We start from the raw sequence: 19523 nt of genomic DNA, 5'->3' as shown, positions 1-19523 counted from the left end.
GGTCTTAAACAAGGAAGTCCGGAGGACCCGGTCATGTCGCCATCGACACCCGATGATGAGGCTGTGCATCACGCCGCCCCGGTTCGACCGGGCGTTCGCGATTGGCTATGGCGTCCTTGGTACGCGAAGCTCTGGTGGGCGGCGATCTCCGTCTGGTGGACGGGTATGGCCGCATCGATCAAAGTCGCGCTGCTTACCACGTTCTATGCCAGCGCACTTGCGGGCTACCTCAATCTCCTGTTCTTCCCAATGACGGCGTTCATTGTGCTCGGCTTCGGCTACGCCCGAGCGTGGTTGGCCGCCTTCGCTGAGCAGGGGAGCGACGCAAATAGGGCGCCGTTCTATTCGATCGTCCCCGACCCATTTGGCGATGAGTTTACCCGTCGGCGGTATGGGCAGCCGCACCCATCGGTCGATATCTATGATCCACGATCCGGCGGTCTCTACATTGGCAATCCGTTTAGTCCTCAGCACCCTGGTCATCACTAGCGCTTCTTGAACGTGCTATCACCGTCACCTTTGCTTCCATCTATGTCGGTCGAAAACGACCCGCTGTCCAACACTGATCTCTGCTCAATCGATGTGAGCGGTCCAGTGATATCGAACGTCGCACGATCTGAATCAGCCTGACCAAGGTAGCGATTGCGCAGCCCTTCGCTGCCGAGGATTCTTTCTGATAGCTCGCGGGAGAAGGTTGCTTCCGGTGTCGTTGACCGCGCGGATGCGCGCTCTGCGGCAGCTATCGCCTCGCGGACGTCGTAGTTGACGATGTCGAGATTTGATTGGGCACTTTCGGTAGTGACGCCAACATCTGAACTCGTGAAACCCACGCGGCCACCCAGCTGACCAGAGGTCGATCCGGCTTTTTGGGGACGCGAGCGCTCGTGCGCTGCCTCGCCGGAAGTACGACCGAAGTGCGTTTCCGAAGCGCTCACAGCCCCACCGATTTCTGCTCCGACATTGGTTCCCATCGTGGTCTGATCTTGAGCTAGGCGATTGATGGACCGCTGCCATCCGGTCTGCGCGATTAGCGCCTGCACATCCCTTGTCAGCGTGTCGGCGACCTGAGGTTTCAAGCGCCAATTGCCGTGGCGATCCATTTCAAAGCCACCTCGCAGCCAATTCCGCATCATGGCCTGACCTTGCTCGCCGCCACCCAGGAAATGTTCGATTGTATCCGGCCCCGCCTGCTTTCCCGCCTCGAATCGCGTGCTGGTATCGCTGCGCGCCGACTGCTGGAATCCGACGGAGCTCGAAACCAGCACGTCATTATGAGCGAAGCTGAATCGGGCTCGTCCGCCTCCTGCCACCGCGCCGAGCTGGCTGTCGTTGATGAGACCGCCCCGCCACATTTGGGTCGCAGCCTCGGGTGTGAGATTGAGGCTCATATCGCCGTTCTGGTCCATCGCGATCTGACGCTTGGAGAGGCGAACGCCATGTTCCCTCAACAGGCCCTGCATGCGCGTAAGCCGCTCGTTTTCGACGATACGGCCGAGACGTTCGTTCCGGGCGCGATCGGCGATGCGCGCGGCGCCGCCCTCGGCCATGTCGAGCTGATTGCCGGCGCCCTGGGAGAGAGTTCGGATAAAGCTGTCCAGCCTCGCCGCCTCGCGGACCGACATGCCGGCGGCCTCGGCCCCTTCCGCAAAGCCCGCATTGTCAGCCTGGCGCCGCTGTTCGCCGATCCGGGCTGCTGAGCGGGTGCCGTCTTGTCCGACCTCGCGCTGTGCGTCGAGCTTGCCCGAGCGTTCCGCAAAGTCGTAGCCACCTGCCTCGCGCGTGCGGCCGTAGACGCTGGTGCCTTCGCGCGCGGCTTCGGCGCTAGCTCCATCGGCCGTGCCCACCTGCGTGGCGGCATTGTAGGTTTCGAGCGCATGGAGGACCTGAGCCTCGTTGCGGCCGGTGGCGCGCGAAAGCTGGGTGATCGCGCTTGATCTCGCTTCGCCGGACAGCGCATTGATGAAGCCAATACGGCGGCTCGTCTCCTGGACGGAGAGCCCGAGCATCGAAGCGGCGTTGCGCTGACCTTCGTTGCCACCGGTCCGATGGGCCTGTTCGGTCGCAACATTGCGCCGCTCGATCGACGCGACGTTGTCGCCCGCGAAGTCGCGGCGTCCCTCCATCGCTCCGACCTGCACCTGCGCGCCGGTCAGATCGTTACGCAGCATCTGCTCCTGCTCGAAGGCATTCGCGATGAGCTTTGCAAAGGTCGGATCCGCCGAAGCCTGGCCGATCACGGTCGAGGCCTTCAGTGCTGCATCCTTTTCATCGTAGCCGCCCCGCTCGAAATGCCGCTGGGCGCCCTGGCGCATCATGTCATAGGCGCGCTGGTCGCCGAAGGCGCGCCACTGCACCATATTCTGTGCGAACGAGGCGAATGCCCGTTCCCCCGCCTGACCCTGTCCGAAATAGGTCGTGCCAATCGAACGCAAGGCGTCCTTTTCGGCAAAGTCGCGGATCGCGGAGGTGGTGGCATTGGCGCGGACGGCGCGCGCGGTGGCGGGATCGCCAAGATTGCGTCCGGCGAGAGCAGGGGAGAGCCCCCCGAGCTCGCGCGACGCGTCGATGCCCCCGAGCGCGAACGCCGCATTGCCCAGTGGGCCTCCGCCATGTTCGCCCAACACGCTTCCGGCGGCGCCAAAGGCGCGATTGGTACCGAAGGATGACCTCTCCCCGTAGTCGCCGAAGCTCGAAGCCGCGCTTCTGCGCGCCATTGTTCCGGCAGCCGATGCCTGGGCCTCCAGCGCGGACGCATATCCTTCGCGCGTCGAGAGCGGCGCGGCGGCAGCCGAGCCTTGGCCCTGCGTCTGCAGCGCGCCGCTGGTAAAGGCCGTGAAGACATTGCCAGAGAAGCGGAACACCGTGAACACGAACGCGCCGGCAAGCCCCGCAGCGGCAGTGCGGAAGCTCCCGAATATCGCCAGTGCTTTCATCGCGGCCGAAGGTGCGAGCATCCACGCATTGGCGGCAACATGGTTGGAACGCATCTCGGCAAGGACATCCATCGCCCGTCCAAAAGTGAGCTGGTAGATGCCGGCATCGATCACCCCCCAGAGCGCGACAAACACGAACAGCCCCAACGCGAAGCTGGCTACCCTCAAGTTGATCGGCGTCAGGATGAACAGCAAGGCGATCGGCATCATCATCAGCATGATCCCGAACACCGTGGCGCGGATGGTGGGCATCCATTCGTTGGCGACCGACATGGTGGAAAGACCGCTGGAAATGACCGCGCGGTTAGCCATCACCCGTGCCGCGGTCGCCGGACTGTCCTCGAACAGCACATCTCCGACCGTGCTTCCCAGCAGGACGTCCGTCATAAATGCCTGGAGCGAAAGGGGCGTGCCCATCATCATGTCGCCCATCTCGTCCAACCGCGAACGGCAGCGCGAAAGCTGAGCGGAATCGTCGACATTATAACCGGTGCGCTGGCAGACCTGCTTGGCGTAATCGTCGAAAAGGGTCGGATCGCTCAGACGGGACTGGATATGATCCCAGGACTCGGTGCAGCTTACCGTTGTCCCGCCCTTGTCGGAGGCAGTGTACACCGTGCTGAAGGTTGCTGGGCCCGCCATGGCGGCGAACGACGCGGGCAGATCGGTCGACGTGCGGAACAGCTGGTCATCGTCGACCCCGTAGGCCGAGGACACGCGCGCCACCGGATAGCATTGCCGCACATAATCCTTGATGGTCGCATCGAGGAAGGTGTCCGTCATCGGGCCTCGCGGGCTGACCGCATTCAGGAAGAGGTCGAACGAATGTCCACCCGCGCCGAATTCGAGCTTGGCATTGGGGTCGGTCGTGTTGTCGTCGATCGTCTCGGCAAGCGCGCGCTCCATGAGGTTTGTGACCCCGGCCACAACGACGATGAGGTTCGGGACATCGCCCACCGGCTGATAGGCGTTGCGCACCCGATCATAGACATGGACGGTCCCGGTCGTGGAGACCAGACCCACGAACAGGCCGACGCCGACGAGCGTCTGGAAGCCGAAGGTGACCAGCCCCATTCCCTGGCCCCGGACGCTGGCGAGCAGCGCTCCCAACGCGATCCCGACCACCCCGCAGATCAGCACCAGCGTCTCGTAGCGCGCGTCGCCGAAGATCATCGAGACGAGACGGAACGCATCGACCGTCTCGGCAAAGCCATCATAGGTGTGAAAGCTTGTGTCGATCGCCAAGGCGGGTGTGGCAGTGAGCGCAAAGGGTAGCGCGAGCAGGGAGCGGAGCGACGGGCGCATGGAAGTGCCTTTCCGGATCAGCGGTTGGGATTGGCGGCGGTGCCGGCGGCGTCGCGCGCGTCGCGGTCGCGGGTGTGAAGCAGGCCGGCATAGCTTGCCGAGAGGTTTGCCTGGGACAGTGCCGCCATATAGCTCTGGCGCATCTGCGCCCGCTGCCGCAGAACCTCCTCGCGAAGGTCGCGCAACTGCTCGATCCCCTTGCTCAGAATGCGCGTCTGACAGATATTGGCCTGACCGGCGTCGGCGGCGCCGGCGACTGTTGTGCCGCGTTCGGCATTGCCGATCGCGAAGTCGATCGAGCGGGTGAGGTCGTTGAGCATCTGATAGGCGAGGGTCAGCGCGACAAGCTCGTCGGTATCGGCCACGACCGAATCCGGAACGCCCTGGCGGACGCCCCATTCGAGCAGCCGATAGACCGGCAGCGTCCGCACGTTCGCGACGAACTGGCGCTCGTCCGTCGTCAACGCTGCTCGTGTCCGGATCTTCGTCGCGATCGACTGCATACGCTCGCGTGCCAGCTCGAGTGCGCCCTTGCCGGTGTCGGTCGAGCAGTCTGCGGCGCTTGGCGGGATATTCAGGGCCCGTCGCTGGACCTTGCCTGACAGAAAATCGTCGGGAGACTCGGTATCCTGATGCGGACATGCGGGAATGGCGGAGAAGATCGGCACCTTGTCGGTCGCGTCCCAGCGCATGTAGACGTCCCCGACGCGCGCCCGCATGACGTTTGTCCAGTCGCCTGCTCCCACACGGGTGGCGGCGTGCGCGAGCAGCGATCCCGTCTTGAAGATGTCGGTAACCTCGGCTGGACAGTTGGCCAGCGCATCCTTCAGGTCCTCGGTCGGATTGTTCTGGTTCGCCTGAATCTTCTCGCGCGAGTTCTGATAGCTTTTTGCGAAACCCTCTTTGACAGACTTGTAGCCAGTCATTTCCTCGATGATCCCCGACATATTGTCGTCGCCCTTGGCGATCTGGACCATACGGTTGGCGAGACGGCAGTCGTTGACCTGGATAGAATTCAGGAAGTTGGTCGCCGCCTCCATCTTGGAGATGATGTTCCCCATTTTTTCATCGAGCGTCTCGAGCAGATACTGGAACGCAACCGCAGGCGCGGCCTGAAGAATGCTCTCGAGTTTTTGCACCAGGTAGTCGGGATCGAGGAACGACATGCCGCCCAGGAACATGTCGATGCCGCCACAACCCGCTTTCACCTTGGGAAGGGTGAGGCTCATCAGATAATCGTCGTGCACATCGACCCGGCCGGACATGCCTCCAGCAGTCAGATAGCCGCGGGTCTGATCCTCGAAGGATCCTGGGCTCGTGTAGGTGACGTTATCGAACCAGCTCTCAGCCCAACTCTGGGCGTAGGCAGGCGCCGAGATTCCGCAGGCTGCAAGGGCGGCAAGGAGGGGCAGGCTCAGGCAGTGGCGCATCTTGGGCATGGCGGGCTTCCTCGGACATGAGCTGGACGAAGGCGCCGGCCCGCCATGCGCGGCGCCTTCGGAAGGATGAGTGGGACGGCCTTTTGAATCCGGCTTCGAGTTCCGGTCCTGCAGGACAAAGGACGCTTCGGCCCTCTGTAGGGTTGAGACGCAGCCGATGGCGCGCCCATCCGCTTTTCGGGGCCGGTCATCGCGCTCTCCCTTGAGTGGAAACGACGCCGACGATGCCGGTATATTTCGACATGGCGCGCAGACCGACGTCCGCTCGGACGCCGGTCAGCATCTTGGCCGCGAGATAGGCGTTGCGGGCGATATTGATCTCGTGATCCGTACCAATGGCGATCGGAATCGTCCGGTCCGGATCGGCCACTGGGCGCACCCATGCGACAGGATGTCCGACCCAGGGCAGGCCGAGCCTGCCTGATCTCAGCAGGGCCTCCTGGCCGCTGATCGTTCGCACCTGCCACCCATAGGCGCGATGAAAGACCCCGAGCGCGGCCCAGAGATCGGCGCACGGTACGCAGCCGGGGGCGGTCGTCATCTCGACCAGATAGAGCGAGCCCTGCCCTCGCAGCGTTGCGGTAAAATCCGGGGGGAAGGCACGCGTTTTCGGCACGCGCCGAAGCCAGTCGCGCAGCGCGGCTTCGTTTGCGACCGGATGGATCGCCGCGCGCGCGGCCTGCTCGCGCGTGATCGTTTGCGCGGCGACCGGCGAGCCGGCGGTGGCCATAATTCCGGGAATGCCAAGCAGAATGGCGAGCGTTCGGATCACGAAACGCTTGTTGATTGTAATGAGTTTTTTTCTTACATTCGGGGCAGGAAGGACTCGTCCGATGAATGCCGTCACCGTCACTGCCAAAGGGCAGATCACATTGCGGAAGGAATTGCTGCAGCATCTCGGCATCCATCCCGGCGACAAGATAAGCTTCGACAAGCTGCCCGGCGGAGAAATCAGGATTCGGGCCGTGAAGCCGTCTGGACGGATCGAGGATTTCTTCGGCTCGCTCAAGCGGGAAGGCCAAAGACCGGTCTCGATCGAGGAGATGAACGAGGTCATCGAGAAGGGGTGGGGCGGCCAGCTGTGAAGGTCACCGCCGACACCAACATCCTCGTCAGGGCAGCCACCCTGGACGACCCGGTTCAAGGCCCGCTCGCCCAGAAGATCATGAAGGATGCCGAGCTTGTGGCTGTAGCGGTCGCAGCATTGTGCGAGTTCTGCTGGGTGCTCAAACGAGCCTATAATTTCGAGCCTGCGAGGATCGGCGCCTCCATTCGTCTGCTTCTCGAAGCCGCAAATATCCGGGTCGATCGACAGGCCGCTGAGGCTGGGCTGGTGCTGCTCGACCAGGGGGGAGATTTCGCCGACGGCGTCATCGCCTACGATGGGCAATGGCTGGGAGGTGAGACGTTCGTGAGCTTCGACAAGAAGGCCGTTGGTCTGCTGCAGAAGCGGGGAGGCGCCGCGCGCGTTCCCGCCTGATCGAGCGTCCTCCGCGAACGGCTGGCGCGAAAGCGCGATAATCCCCCTCATCGCTTCGGCTCCAGGCTTGTGTCGACGAGATCGCCGCCGAGCGCGCGCGGATCGGTGGCCGAGACCGGTCCATTGGCGAGCGCGTCGAAGAACCCGTCTTCCTCGCCTGCACCCGTCAGGAATTGCTCGGGGCGGATGTCGCCCGAAAGCAGCCGCACGGCCTGATAGGCGGTCTGCATCAAATTCGGATACGCCTCGACGCCCGTGGCGATGACCATGCGCTGCTGGCTGTTGCGGCGGATGACCATGGTCGTCGGCGTGACCTCGACGCCGAAGCGCTCGCCAATGCCGGGACGCCTGTCGATGTCCATCAGGGTGACCTGCCAGCCGATCTCGTCCTGGAAGCGTTGGACGATTGGCCACTGGACCCGGCAATATCCGCAGGTCGAGCGCGAGAACATGACGAGCGCGAATTCATTGGCGTGCGCGCGCAGATAGCTGCGGCGCGTCTCTTCCTTCGACGCCAGCAAGCGATCGCGGGCGTCGCCGACCATGGGATTTGCCGATTTCGAATTGAGCTCGGGATGCTGGAGCATCGCGATCTGGGTCACGCCGGCGAACGCGCGCGCCTTGCGCCGGGCAAAATCCTCAAGCCGCCAGAAATCGGCAACGGCATCGACGGTCAGGACGGTCGCGGCATAATCGCGCTGCTGCTCGATAAGCTTGCGGATCCTGGGCGGCGTCCAGGTCGCGAGCTCCGCCATGGGCGGAATCTCGGGCTTCACCACCGCATCCGATTCGGCTTTCTCCTCGGTCGGCTTCGGCGGGGGCGCCTGATACCACCAATAGCCTTGTTTGGGCGTTCCGCGGTGAGTGCTCGAGCCAATCGCAGGCCCCTCCTGCGCCCTGACATTGGTCGTGAACGTGAGCATGAAGGCGAGCGCGATGGCGGCGCAGCGGGCGGGCGAGCGGCGGGTCACAGCACGCGCTCCATGCGCTGGAGACGCGAAATCGCGATCGGCCCATAATAGCGGCTGTCGAACCCGCTCGGATGGGAAGAGCCGACATAAATCATGCCTGACGGGATCTGCGCCGCGGCAGGATTCCAATGGTCCAGCTTCTGGCCATTCCGACCGATCGCCTTGCTCACGCCCAGCAAGCGCCCGTTGCAATAATACCATCCATCCCAGGCCCGAGGGGTCATCGACGGCTTCTCGATCATGTCGATCCGGTCGCCCGGCATGCAAAGCGCATATTTGGTAACGCCGACAGGCTTTGGCCCGGCGAGCGGGTGCGACAGCTCGAACGACACGAGATCGCCGCGATGGATCGGCCCCGGAGCGGCTCGGACGGCCCAGGCCTTGATCGAAGGGCTCATCACCCATGTGACCTGCGGGATCGCCCACCAGGTGAGCACGCCGATCGGGAGCACGATACCGTAAGCCTTCCACAATTGCTGCGGGCGGGGCGGCTGCCCGAGGCCGGCGCTGCCGAGCGCCACCGCCGCGCGAAGCGGCAGCAGTCTGATCTCGGGCCAGAGCGCTTTACCGGCCTTCCAGGCGAGCCTGAGCATCGCGCACCTCCTCTTTGCTCCCGAGCCGGGCATATTCGTCGAGGAGCCCGGACAGCGCGGCGTCGCCGTAAACGAGTTGGGACGCGCGCGGGCTGTCATCCTCTCGTTCACAATAGGGTTGCGTCGGATCGCCCGGGACCATCGCCAGCGCCGGCACGCGCATGACGCCGTGCTGGCGGAAGACCAGGGGATCGACGATCAGCTGCACGTTGCGCATCGCACAGGCCGGACCCTCGCATCCGGGGTCGATCCGCAGGATTTCCGCCGAAAGCTTTGCCATCGGGGCGACCCTGCTCAACCCTCCCGGCATCCCGCGAAAGGCGAACACGCCTCCCGCGCGCTCAAGCTGGGCCGCATAGGTGCGCAGGATCGGCGCGGGGATCGAGGAAGAGACAAAGAGAACCGGAACCCATGCCTTGCCGGCGGGCGCGACGGTGCCGGCAATCGCCTTGAGGTCGGGAGGTGCGAGGCCGAGCGCCTGGGCGAGCTTCTCCGCGGCTGCTTCACGCTGCGCGGCAAGCGCGGCCTTGCCCTTCTCGAGCGTCGCGCGCGCACGCGTGTCGATCGCCGGCGATGTCACGCGCTCGGCGATCGCCTCGCGCAACCGCCGATGGTCTGCTTCCGAAGGCGCCGGGACCCTCACGCTCGGTTGTCGAACGCTATCCTGCTTGCGACCCGCGACCGCCGCCCGGAGCCGTTCCATCGCGTTGTCACCGGCCTTCTGCGCCTCGCTTTGCCCGAGCGGGGCAGGTCTATTCGCCTCGGTCTGTCCCGGCGCTGCGCCCGGCAATTCGAGCGCGCAGAGGAAGGCGGTTGCCACCACCAAGCCCATCCGCCTAGTTCTGGATGGTTTGCATATACGCATCGACGCGATCCTTCATGTCGATCTGGATGTCCGACTGGGCGCGCGCCTCGATATCCGAATAATATTCGGACAGATCGATCTTGCTGAAGTCGAGCGCCTGGAATTCATCCGGAGTGAACCCCCGGCAATAGGGGTGCTTGGCGGTACCCCAGCCCAGGCCGTTGAACGACTTGAGCTGCGGGCGTCCCTGCTCCTGGATGATCCGACCCAATTTGGTATTGAAGCAGCAATGGCCCTTCGACTTCTGGACGCAGATGCCGAGAATCTTCGAGCTGCAGTAGGTGCCGACCTCGTGACACATGCCCGAGCCCCGCAACATCCCCACTTCCATGTCCTGCTGGTCGCAACCGGACAGGAGGAAATCCATCATGAAGTTGATCGCCAGGCTGATCGCGATCGACGTCGGATCGATCCCGGCGATGATGGCATTGGCGCCGGCGCTTGCGGCCTGGCTCGCGGTCGCACCTGCCTTGAAGGCCGTGTAAGCCGCCTTCATGCCGGTGAAGACGCCCTTCGCGACGGCGAGCTTGGTCCCGATCGACGAGATCGACGAGCCCATTCCGTCCTTGATGATCTTGCCCCGGTCCTTGCAGCAGTTCGAGAAGGTGGTTTTCAGGCCCGCCGGACGGCAACGGAGAGCGCGGCCGGAGAATATCTCGATCGCGCCTGTACAATTGCCTTCGGCGTCGACCGGCCCGTCGGCCGGGGCGCCGGGATCGTCCACCACCGGCTCATCCTCGATCCCGCTGCCGCCCGTCGTGGTGCAGCTGTTCGGCGAGCAACTCGGCGTGCCGCCGCCGCTCGGGCTCAAGCATTGATATTGCGTGCCCAGCGGACAGCTATATTGCCCACCAGCATCGGCGACGCATGCGGTCTCCTGGATCGGACAGAGCCACGACCCACCCTGCATTTCGGTGCAGCTCGCGGTTTCTCCGGCATCGGCCGCATCCCCGTTTCCGTTGAGATCGGCGGCGCACAGCTGCTGTGCGATCGCCGGCGCCGGCAAGGCCGCGGTGAGCGTTGCGGCCGCGGCAAGCACGGCAATCCAGCGCGCAAGGAAAGGTTTGCGGAGCATCACCGCACCTCCGACGTGCAGACAAGATCCGCGCCGCCGAGACGAACGGTTTGCATCATCACCACCGCTTCGGGGAAATCGTCGAGACAGCCGCAGCCCGATACGATCTCCTCGCCCCGCCCGAGCGGACACACATTGGCGGCTGAGCAGCTGTGATAGAATGTGTCCCATCCGGTCGGATTGTTCTGGCTCGCCCCGATGACGCCCGCGATTGCGGCGTCATTGTTGGCTTTGGGCGCGCGCGTCTTGCAGATGGCCTCGCAGGCCGGAACCGATCCGCGATCGGGCAGGGCAAACGGGCGTGTGGATGTCGACACGCTTCCATCCGACGCAGTTGTCCGGTCGGCCAGCAGCGTCTCGGTCGAATGATCGATGATGTAGGCGCCGCGGCTGAGATCGGGCGGGGTGGGGGAACCGAGATCGACCGAACATCTGTACCGGCGATCCCGCTCGAAGAAGTCGCGGGTGAGCCGTATCGTGCATGTGGCTGTGCCGAACAGCCGCGTCTGCGGAAGTGGCGCCAGGCCGGTCGCCACGCCGTTGCGGAAAGTGTCGACCCCATCGACGCTCTCATTGTCGAGCCGGCATTTTGGGTCGCTGGCATAGCCGGCGCAGAGGTCGACGAGGCGTTCGGAATTATCGCAGGAGGTGTCGACCTTGATCTCGACCATGAGGTAGCCGCTCTTATGCGAGCCCGTCGCCCGAATCCGGGCGTCGATCGTCGCGCCAGCATCCTTGAGCGTGGTCGCGAAATCATAGTTGGGCGCGGCGCTGTAATTGTCGCCGACGCCGCAATCGCCGCTCGGCAGACTGTTGGTGAGCCAGGGGCGTTTGCCGGCGTAGGCAACTGGCGTGCCGTTGAGGCGAGCCTGCAGCCAGTCCGCGGTGAAGATGCTGACGATACGTGCCGACAGGACGCGATCGGGCCGGGTGGTGCTGAACCGCACGGAGTAGGTCGCGGGCGGGTCGTTGCAGTTGCCGGTCCCGCCGATCTGATAGAGCCGGCATCCTGTCCCGCAATCCGAGATGCTCTGGATCGGCCCGCTGGCGGAGATGATGTCGTCAAAGCCGCTCTGAGACAGCGTGACCTCGCGCTCGATGGTGCAGGATCGGGTCTCCTCGGCCTTGCCGGCTCCGGCAGGCGACGCGGCAAGCGCCTGGAATACGCTGTTCGACTGAGACGCGGCAAAGGCATCGCCCTGGATCGCGGTCGGGTTGCTCCGATAGGATGTCGCCGCAACTTCCGGGTTGGCGGTGCAGGCCGTCGTCTGGGCGCCGGTGTAGCGGATCACCGGGCCGTCGATCGAGGCCTGCGCGACACCTACGCGCGGATCCGCGGTCGTGAGCGCGCCGATCACACCGCCACCCAGATCCTTGAGGACCGAGGCGAGGTTGCCCCATGCGAGATTGCTGCCGCAGCTGTTGTTGACGCAGTAACAGCCGGCAAGCTCGGTCTGATCGACCTCGCTCAGCTTCAGGTCGCCGGCGGCCGCGGTGTCCCATTTGAAATCACGGCACTGGTTCCAGGTGCCGGGTTGGCACGAGATCACGCCATTTGCGCAGATGCCCGACACGGGAACGGGCAGGGTCAGTGTCTGATCAAAGCTTCCGTCAAGATCCTTGTCCCGCGAGATGCGCAGCGTCCCGATGTCGCCGGTCGACGAGGGCTGCGCGAGCAGCTCAAGCAGGGTCGCCGTCTTTTGGCAGGCGAGGTTCGGATTGAACGACTTGCTGTTGTCGATCGTGGCGACGGGCTGGCCGGCGAGGCCGGGCGTCACATAATTGTTCAGCAGATCGTCGCTGTCGCCAGTCTTTGCGCGCGAGGCGGTGGCCGCCGCGGTGGCACGATCGTCCATCGTCTGCCCCCATGCCGCAGCGGGCAGTGCGGCGATGGCGCAGCCGAGCAAGAACCCCGGTCTCATGGCCGCCACCGCCGCGGCGCGTACCCACGCGATCCGCGCCGAACGCGCAGCAAGGAACCGACGGGCACATCGGCGTCGAGCGAGGACGTGACCCGGAAGACCGCCTGTCCTTCAAATATGGTCAGCACGGCCACGACGGCATTGGACGCGAGACGCGATGCATCCAAGGCCGCAGGGGAGCCTGTGGCCGTGCTGACCGGGGGTGGAGCGGCGCCGCTTGGGGGGCGCGACGCCGCTCCCACCTCGCGTGACGCCGGACAGCCTCGAGGGCTGTGGCGGGCAGACCGGGCTGGGTCCTGCGGCGGCGCGAGGTGTGGGGAGGATGACCGCGTCACGGGGTGGAAATCCCCGCGCAGCAGATCACCTTTTCGAAAAGCATGAATTGGGCGTTGTCTTCTCCCGGGGCGTGCTTGGCTGAGGACCAGAGCGCGCCGGGGCGGCCGATGTTCACGCATTTGCCGCCCTTGACGGGCTCCATGATCTGGAGCTTGTAGCGCGACTTGGTCCAGATCGGCTGGGGCTTGAACGAGCAGCCGTCGGCCGACGAGACGGTAAGGGCGCCGAGCCGGCCCATCATGAATGTCCCGCGCGCGGCGAGGCCTGCCCAGGCTTCGACACTGTCATCGAAGTGAATGTCGCCGGCGATCGGGTAGGTGGCGCCCCATGATCCCATGCACCAGAAGAGCGGATCGATGACCTTGCCGGCGGCAGCGGCGGCGCTGTCCGCCATGCAGGCGAGCCCCGCGGCCGGGTTGCCGAAGAGAATGCCTTCAGGCTGGATGATCGCGCCCAGTGTTCCCGACTGCCAGGTCGGCAGCACCTCGGTGATCATGGCGACGTCGAAGCCGTCGTCCTCGATGCACGGCAGGTCCGTGAACATGTCGAGCATCTTCCAGACCGGCGAGATATAATAATGCATCTGCGCGAACATCTTGCGAGTGTTCGTTCCGTCCGAAATCGAGGATTGGCTGCCCTGAAGCTTGCCGCCCGTGGGCATGAGGTCGACACCGAGCGCCATCATGCAACCCGGTTCGGTGACCACGTCGACCATCCGGTTGGGCGACCAGAAACTCACCTTCACGCCGAACCAGAAGGTCACGCCCTTGCGGCAGGCGCAGAGCGGATTCGAGGCCGATTGCGCGTCGAGCGCCTTGTCGAGCTTGTCATAGCTGCCGACCCGCACGCCGCCGATCGTGATCGGAAAGATGCAGTTCCAGCGAACCTTCGTGATGGGATTGAAGATGGTGCCCGCCTCGCATTTCGACGCATGCGCGGGGGCCGAGGCGAGCAGCAACGCGAGAGGAACCGCGAGGAAGGCCGCAGCCATCGCCGCGCGAATCCGCGGAAGCCGGATATTCATCGCGTGCCTCCGTCGGACCGCCGATCGAGCCGAACCTCGGAGAGCTCGAGCTTCTGACCAACCTGCCGGACGATCACCGGCGCGACCGTCAGGCCAAGGCGCTGCTTGACCCGTTCCTCCAGGATGAACAGCGCGCGACGGTGCTGCTCGCCCAGGCTGATCGCGTCGGCGTCGCGCGGGCCGCCGGCCGCGAGGAGAATGAAGTCCGCGGGCGCTGCGACGCGCAGCGCCCAACCAAGATCACGCGGCTGCACGATCACGAGCTTCTGCGGCAGGGACACATAGCTGAGCGGATTGAAGGTGAAGCCCTTCGGATAGAGCAGCCGGCCGTCCGGCAGGCGAACCTCCTGATCGAGCGTGTAGAAGGGAACGACGAAGCGGGTCCGGGCGTGCGTTGCAGGCGCGAGATGCGCCGAGCGCATCGCGCTCCAGTTTGTACGTGGCCCAAACCTGGCCGCCAGAACGGGCGGTACCGTCGCGGCGCGCGCCTCGATCTCCGCCATCGCGTCGGGCTCGGCGATGGCCCAGGTTCTGCCGATCGTGCTGCTCGCCGCATGCGCCGCCCGGGCGTGGAGGAATGCGATGGCGAGGCCGATCAGGAAGCCGATCGCAAATATCGACCAGCGTCCGGAAAGGCGCCGACGAAGCCCGAGGAGCCGCCGGACGCCGCTCACTGCCGGCCTCCGCCGCTTGGGCCGAGCGCTCGCCTGTTCGGCTGCCAGATGCTGTCGCTATGGGCCGGTCCGCCGTGGATGGCGACCGCGAAGGCGAGGAGTCCAAGCGTGGCCGTGCCCCCGACGATGACCCGCAACATGCCGTCGAGCTCGACTCCCGAGCACAGGACGAGCCAGCACTGGACCAGCAGCAGCAGGTGCGTTCCGACGAGGAGCCGGACGGCGGTCTGGCCGGGCGTCGCGGAGCAGATTCCCTTCACCGGCGCCGCCTCCATGAAGCGAGTTTGGCGAGGAAGCCTTCGATCCGGGCGGCATGCGTCAGGAAGCCGATGCCGCCCGCGACTGATGCCAACGGCAGCAGCACGAGAACGGCGCATTGCGCGATCGCGGATGGCCTCCCGAATATCATCAAGCCGCCCGCGATGATCGATGCGGCAACCGTCTCGAGGTAGATCAACTGGCGGAACCGGCGCGCGATGACGCGGTTGGTATTGATGACGCCGTCTTCAAGAACGCCGATGGTGCGATTGAGCCGCTCGATCTCGCGTTCGTTCCCGCGGGCGATCCGCACCATATAATCATAGAGCGTCTCATCCGGCGCCCGCCGCGCTTCCGCCGGCCGATCGCGTCCACCGCGCAGCCGTTCCGCACGGGGGAAGGGGAGAATCTCGCTCATCGCGCCCTCCACTTCCTGACCTTGCTCAGAAGCATGCCCGTCACGCCGGAGAGTGCGATGAGGATCGCGCCGGTCACGAAGCAGGCGACAGCGACGATTGCAGCACCTCTGAGCACGATCGCGGTCGGCTGTCCCAGGGCCAGTCCCGCGGCCAGCACGAGGCCGGACATCAGGGTCGTCTCGATGAGGACGAGCCGGAACCGCCAATGGATGGCCTCGGCCTCGGCCCGAATGGCGACCCTTGCCTCGATGATGCGCTCGATTTCGGCATCCTTGCCGAACCCGAGCGCGAACTGGTCGGGATTGGAATTACGCTTGAGCATAGACGGTCTCCCTTTGGCTGCCGGGAAGGATTTCGGCTGGGTCGACCCGGGCGAGCTCGCACACCGCCTCGAGGGGACTGCGGCCCGCGCGGATCAGCGCTTCGAACGCCGCCACTTCTTGCGGCGCGCTGGTGTTGATCCAGTAGGAGAAGGGGTCGACGACGAGCCTGGCGATCCCGAGCCCGAGCGGGCTGTCGATGAAGACCTCGCTGTAATTCGGTTTGTTGTTGCGGACCGACTTCAAGAGGTCGAGCACAAAACCCGAATAATCGAGAATCCTGTTGTCGACGGCCTTGTCGTAGGTCGACCCCTGCAGAAGGAAGCGGGTCGCCGCATTTTCGAGGATTACCTGGCCGGTACCTTCGAAGAGGAGGAGGTCGTTCATCGATTGCAGGACGACGCCGAAACTGCCCTGATATTTCCGCGCGCGGCGATAGCCTTGGCCGAACGCCTCGGCGAGCCGCGACAGGTCCTGGCCCTCGGTGCGGGTCATGAATTGCGCGGCCTCATCGCACAGGACGAAGCGCGGACGATCGCGGGCCGAAAGATAGAGTTCCTGGGTGACGGCGTTAACGACGACCATCACGATGACGTTGAAGAGATCCGGCATCGCCTTCAGTCGCTCGAGCTCGAGCACCACGAATTCATCGGACGAGATGTCGAAGGTCGACGGGCCGTTGAAATAATGGCCGTAGGCGCCGTCGGAACCGAAATCGCGCAGGTTGAATGCAAGCTCGCGGGCAGTGGGCACGAGATGCTCGACCCGGTCGAGGTCGCTCGCGACATTGGTGGGATAGGCGCCCAGCCAGTCGCGCACCGCGTCGATGCCCTGCTCGGATCGCCCGGTCTCGATCGTCCATTGGACCGCCGATTTCAGGAGATTCCACTCCGAGGTGGACACGCCCTTGCGCGTTGCCGCATTGGACATCTCCGCGACGATCGCAACCGCCATGGAGATGGCCGACTGCTTATCGTCGCCGTCCAGGGCAAAACCCATGTCGAAGGGATTGAGGACGAGCCGTTCCTCGCCGATGTCGATGTAGCGGCCAGAGCAAAGCGTGCACAGCTTTCGGTAGCTGCCGCCGATATCGATGATGCGGATAAGCGCGTTCTGCGCATAATATTGCTGGCAGAGATTGTTGAGGAGAAAGCTCTTGCCGGCGCCGCTTTCTGCCGAGACGATGAAATTATAGTTGTTGATGCGCGGGTCGAACAGATCGAGCGTCACCAACTGGCCCTTGCGCCCGGTGTAGAGGAGGGCAGGGCGCCCGCCGCCCCGGAAGTCGGTCTGCGCGGGAGAGAGCAGGACCGCCGCCTTGACCGGCATGCGGAAGTCGCGCTCGAGCATCCGGATCGTGCGCTTTTCGGGATACAGGCCGAAGGGCAGGCTCATCGGCAGCAGGATGGAATTGAGGTAGCTCTCCTCCTGCATCATCCACGGAAGGGGCTCGCTCTCCCACAACCGCTTGGCGCGCGCTGCCATCTCGCGGGCCTGGGCGCGCGTGCGGCCGAACACCCAGACCAACGGGATCACCGAGACGAAGCGGCTGTTGCCCACTTCGTCCAGCACCCAGCCTATCTCCTCGATCTGCTTGCCGACCTCGACGGCGAAGCTGCCCGCCGCCTTTTGCGCCGAGAGGATCTGCGCGCGCTTGTGGATCTCGAACTGGCTATGATCGAACAGGATGTTGAGCGTGAAGAGGAACGGACCCCCGATCTGGTCGCTGTCCTCCGCCGATCCGCGCATGCCGCCGAGAAGCCGGTTGGCGCGTTCGGCCGTGATGCGGCGCGCCGGCGCTCTCGGCGTCAGACAACGCGCGACCTGGTTGCCGAGAAACACCTCGGCCCCTTCGAACAGAAGGTCGGGTCCGGCATCGATGATCTGCTTGCGGATCGGCCGCGCAGGCTCGCCGTCCGATCCATCCGCGAAGACGCCCGGGGCGTGCCGAAACACGCCGTTGAACACCCTGCGATAGAAGGAAACGAGCTCGTCGGGCGCGATCCGGCGTATGCCGAGCTTGGATAGCTGCTCCTCGACCTGGCGACGCAAATCCGCGCCCAGCTTCACGCGGGTCTTGATCGACAGAAACAGGCGGAAGTCCCGGATCGGAATGCCGTGCAGCGCGGCCAGGCCCTGCGTTCCGGCGCGCAAATAGTCGACCGTCCTGCGCGCGGAGGCCTGAATCAGCGGGTCGGGGCGGGTTTTGAGGTCGAGAAAGGTGTCGAGCGCATCGTCGATCAGCGGGTCCGCGAAGCTGTGCAGTTGAAGGACGGTGCCTTCCGGGAAATGAATGTTGAGGAGCCCAAGCAGGGCCTGATGGACATGGGCGAACATGTAGGCCGAGGGCACCAGCTCCCAGGCATGTCCCCAGCCATCGTCGATGCACAGGAAAGCCTCGTCTTCCTCGTTCCAGGACACGAGCGGGAGGAAATCGGAATAGGCGTCGCGCGACACGGCGCGCCGAAGCGTCGCGAAGGTGAGCCCACCACCATGATGACCACCGAGCGGCTTCATGGCCGGGGATCCGCCGGGGCCGCCGGGACGTCCGCCGGCTCGCCTTCGACTGCGCGGTCGACCGGGTTCTTGTCATGGACCTGTTCGAGCACCGGCACCCGCGCGGCAGGCTCGACAGGGTTTACCAGATAATCGCCGACGACCCATTGAGGGCGTTCGAGGATCGAGTAGACGTACCGCGGCATGTAGAGTCGGTCCGGCCGCTCGCGGTCGGCATAGGGGAGGATCAAGGTGCGGACAGTGCGGCCCTGCCGCAGCATGGGTGTGACCGGCGCGTCGATCAGTCCCTGCAGTTCGCGATAAACACTGTCGCGATAGCCGAGATAAGGCGGAGTTGCGCCGCGTTGTGGCCCGCCCGCTTCGGCGCGATTCGGTCGGACTGCCGCGCCCTGCTCGCGAAGAAGCTTCTTGTCGCGGGTCACCGCCGGATCCGACCGCGACGGGACCCCCGCGACCGCATCGGCATAGGCCCGATCGGGATGGATGCACTGGCCGTGATCGCTGTTTTTGCAGCTGAATTTCTCGCTGTAGGGCGACATCATCGAGCCGATCGTGGCGCAGCCCGAAAGGAGGAGCGCGGCGGTGCCGACGACGACCGTCAGCCACAGGCGAGGCCGCCTTGGATTGGATTGAAGCATCGGCTCTTCTCCTTGGATGGTCGGGCGCATCAGAACTTCGCTCCCGCGGTCGGCTTGATTTCGAGAGTCACGCCCTCCTGGATGACGACCACGACGTCCTTGGCGGCACCGACCTCGACGATCGGCCCGGCCTGGCGCGCGAGATCGAGATAGAAGTCGGTGAGCTTGTCGGAGGACTTGGAAAGGCCCCCGGCGATGCCGCTCTTCGCCGCATCGCCCGCGTCAAGCGTGCGGACGCTGCCGAGGGCGGAGGTCGAGACGTCCCCAAAGCTGTTGTCGACGGCATCGGCGAAGCCGCTGATCGTCCCGGCGATGAAGGCGCGGGCCAGCGCCGCGCCCGCGCGGGTGACGACTTTGCCCGACAGGCCCTTCTTGCCGTCGGTGTCGACGAAGAAGCCCTTGATCGACTGGTCGACCACCGAGCGTTCGTCGAAGTCGACGCAGGAGAGCGAGACCAGTTGGACCTCCACCCGTTCCTTGGCGAGGCTACCGGTGGCGTTCCCGATGACGAAGCAGCCGGCAAGGTTCGCCTTGACGTCATTGGGAAGAACCGCCGGTGCCTGGACGCGCGCGATCAGGGGCTCGGGATTGGAGGTCGCGTCCCGGCTGGCCAGCGCGTCGATCCCGGTCAGGAGACGAGCTCGCATGAAACCAGGCGGTAAATAGATCGTCCGATTCTTTATGGGATGGCCCGCCCCTTTTCCCCGGCATCGGTTATGATGTTGGTGCTTAAGAAGGAAAGGAGCGGACCGAT

General features: G+C 64.7%; 19 protein-coding genes. 3 read left to right on the top strand and 16 right to left on the bottom strand.

From position 1 onward, the window contains the following. Window positions 1-33 precede the first annotated feature (33 nt). The gene (locus tag L3X40_RS07860) at window positions 34-489 is read left to right on the top strand and encodes a hypothetical protein (RefSeq protein ID WP_237229757.1); all 456 of its coding nucleotides are present in this window, start codon (window positions 34-36) and stop codon (window positions 487-489) included. Here L3X40_RS07860 and L3X40_RS07855 read toward each other — a convergent pair. The 3 genes from L3X40_RS07855 to L3X40_RS07845 all read right to left on the bottom strand — a co-directional run bounded on the left by L3X40_RS07855 (window position 486) and on the right by L3X40_RS07845 (window position 6407). Then, entirely contained in the window at window positions 486-4238 is a 3753-nt protein-coding gene (locus tag L3X40_RS07855; protein ID WP_066556716.1) for a conjugal transfer protein TraG N-terminal domain-containing protein, read from the bottom strand. The genes L3X40_RS07860 and L3X40_RS07855 overlap by 4 nt on opposite strands. 17 nt (window positions 4239-4255) lie before the next feature. After that, on the bottom strand, window positions 4256-5668 hold the full coding sequence (locus L3X40_RS07850) for a conjugal transfer protein TraH (RefSeq protein ID WP_145907501.1): 1413 nt from the start codon (window positions 5666-5668) through the stop codon (window positions 4256-4258). Window positions 5669-5864: 196 nt separating this feature from the next. Beyond that, window positions 5865-6407 carry a hypothetical protein gene (locus tag L3X40_RS07845; RefSeq protein WP_237365143.1) on the bottom strand — a complete coding sequence of 181 codons (543 nt, stop codon included), beginning with the start codon at window positions 6405-6407 and terminating at the stop codon, window positions 5865-5867. A gap of 103 nt (window positions 6408-6510) precedes the next feature. Here L3X40_RS07845 and L3X40_RS07840 point away from each other — a divergent pair, with 103 nt between their 5' ends. Together L3X40_RS07840 and L3X40_RS07835 are read left to right on the top strand one after the other, a co-directional pair. Then, window positions 6511-6762: an AbrB/MazE/SpoVT family DNA-binding domain-containing protein gene (locus L3X40_RS07840; RefSeq protein ID WP_066556720.1), complete on the top strand. Its 252-nt coding sequence runs from the start codon at window positions 6511-6513 to the stop codon at window positions 6760-6762. Then, window positions 6759-7157: a type II toxin-antitoxin system VapC family toxin gene (locus tag L3X40_RS07835; protein ID WP_066556724.1), complete on the top strand. Its 399-nt coding sequence runs from the start codon at window positions 6759-6761 to the stop codon at window positions 7155-7157. The genes L3X40_RS07840 and L3X40_RS07835 overlap by 4 nt, the downstream gene beginning before the upstream one ends. 47 nt (window positions 7158-7204) lie before the next feature. On the opposite strand, the gene L3X40_RS07830 is transcribed toward L3X40_RS07835, so the two are convergent. The 13 genes from L3X40_RS07830 to L3X40_RS07770 form a co-directional block, all read right to left on the bottom strand. Further along, complete coding sequence (locus L3X40_RS07830) at window positions 7205-8080, bottom strand: conjugal transfer protein TraF (RefSeq protein ID WP_082748832.1); 876 nt, start codon at window positions 8078-8080, stop codon at window positions 7205-7207. Window positions 8081-8124: 44 nt separating this feature from the next. Continuing rightward, window positions 8125-8721, bottom strand: coding sequence for a S26 family signal peptidase (locus L3X40_RS07825; RefSeq protein WP_066556727.1), 597 nt, complete (start codon window positions 8719-8721; stop codon window positions 8125-8127). Further along, window positions 8693-9553, bottom strand: a complete 861-nt coding sequence (locus L3X40_RS07820; protein ID WP_248845108.1) for a type-F conjugative transfer system pilin assembly protein TrbC — start codon at window positions 9551-9553, stop codon at window positions 8693-8695. Before L3X40_RS07820 ends, L3X40_RS07825 begins: the two co-directional genes overlap by 29 nt. 4 nt (window positions 9554-9557) lie before the next feature. Then, the gene (gene traN, locus L3X40_RS07815; protein WP_066556731.1) at window positions 9558-10661 is read right to left on the bottom strand and encodes a conjugal transfer protein TraN; all 1104 of its coding nucleotides are present in this window, start codon (window positions 10659-10661) and stop codon (window positions 9558-9560) included. Then, on the bottom strand, window positions 10661-12583 hold the full coding sequence (locus tag L3X40_RS07810) for a hypothetical protein (RefSeq protein ID WP_066556733.1): 1923 nt from the start codon (window positions 12581-12583) through the stop codon (window positions 10661-10663). The genes traN and L3X40_RS07810 overlap by 1 nt, the downstream gene beginning before the upstream one ends. Before the next feature lie 331 nt (window positions 12584-12914). Next, entirely contained in the window at window positions 12915-13910 is a 996-nt protein-coding gene (locus tag L3X40_RS07805) for a TraU family protein (RefSeq protein WP_145907504.1), read from the bottom strand. Window positions 13911-13939: 29 nt separating this feature from the next. Next, window positions 13940-14551 carry a conjugal transfer protein TraW gene (locus L3X40_RS07800; protein ID WP_082748834.1) on the bottom strand — a complete coding sequence of 204 codons (612 nt, stop codon included), beginning with the start codon at window positions 14549-14551 and terminating at the stop codon, window positions 13940-13942. A 62-nt stretch (window positions 14552-14613) separates the two neighbouring features. Next, a complete protein-coding gene (locus L3X40_RS07795) occupies window positions 14614-14877 on the bottom strand; it encodes a hypothetical protein (RefSeq protein WP_145907268.1) in 264 nt (87 codons plus the stop codon). After that, window positions 14874-15293, bottom strand: coding sequence for a hypothetical protein (locus tag L3X40_RS07790; protein WP_066556741.1), 420 nt, complete (start codon window positions 15291-15293; stop codon window positions 14874-14876). Before L3X40_RS07790 ends, L3X40_RS07795 begins: the two co-directional genes overlap by 4 nt. After that, window positions 15290-15616: a hypothetical protein gene (locus L3X40_RS07785; RefSeq protein WP_066556742.1), complete on the bottom strand. Its 327-nt coding sequence runs from the start codon at window positions 15614-15616 to the stop codon at window positions 15290-15292. Before L3X40_RS07785 ends, L3X40_RS07790 begins: the two co-directional genes overlap by 4 nt. Next, a complete protein-coding gene (locus tag L3X40_RS07780; RefSeq protein ID WP_066556745.1) occupies window positions 15603-18131 on the bottom strand; it encodes a TraC family protein in 2529 nt (842 codons plus the stop codon). Before L3X40_RS07780 ends, L3X40_RS07785 begins: the two co-directional genes overlap by 14 nt. After that, entirely contained in the window at window positions 18128-18769 is a 642-nt protein-coding gene (locus L3X40_RS07775) for a TraV family lipoprotein (RefSeq protein ID WP_066561657.1), read from the bottom strand. The genes L3X40_RS07780 and L3X40_RS07775 overlap by 4 nt, the downstream gene beginning before the upstream one ends. A gap of 29 nt (window positions 18770-18798) precedes the next feature. Further along, window positions 18799-19523: TraB/VirB10 family protein (locus L3X40_RS07770; RefSeq protein ID WP_237365133.1), on the bottom strand; the 725-nt coding region annotated here is incomplete at its 5' end.

The sequence above is a fragment of the Rhizorhapis sp. SPR117 genome (genome assembly GCF_021742065.1).
Note: the sequence above shows the minus strand (reverse complement) of the source record. Positions and strands in the feature narration are given on the sequence as shown.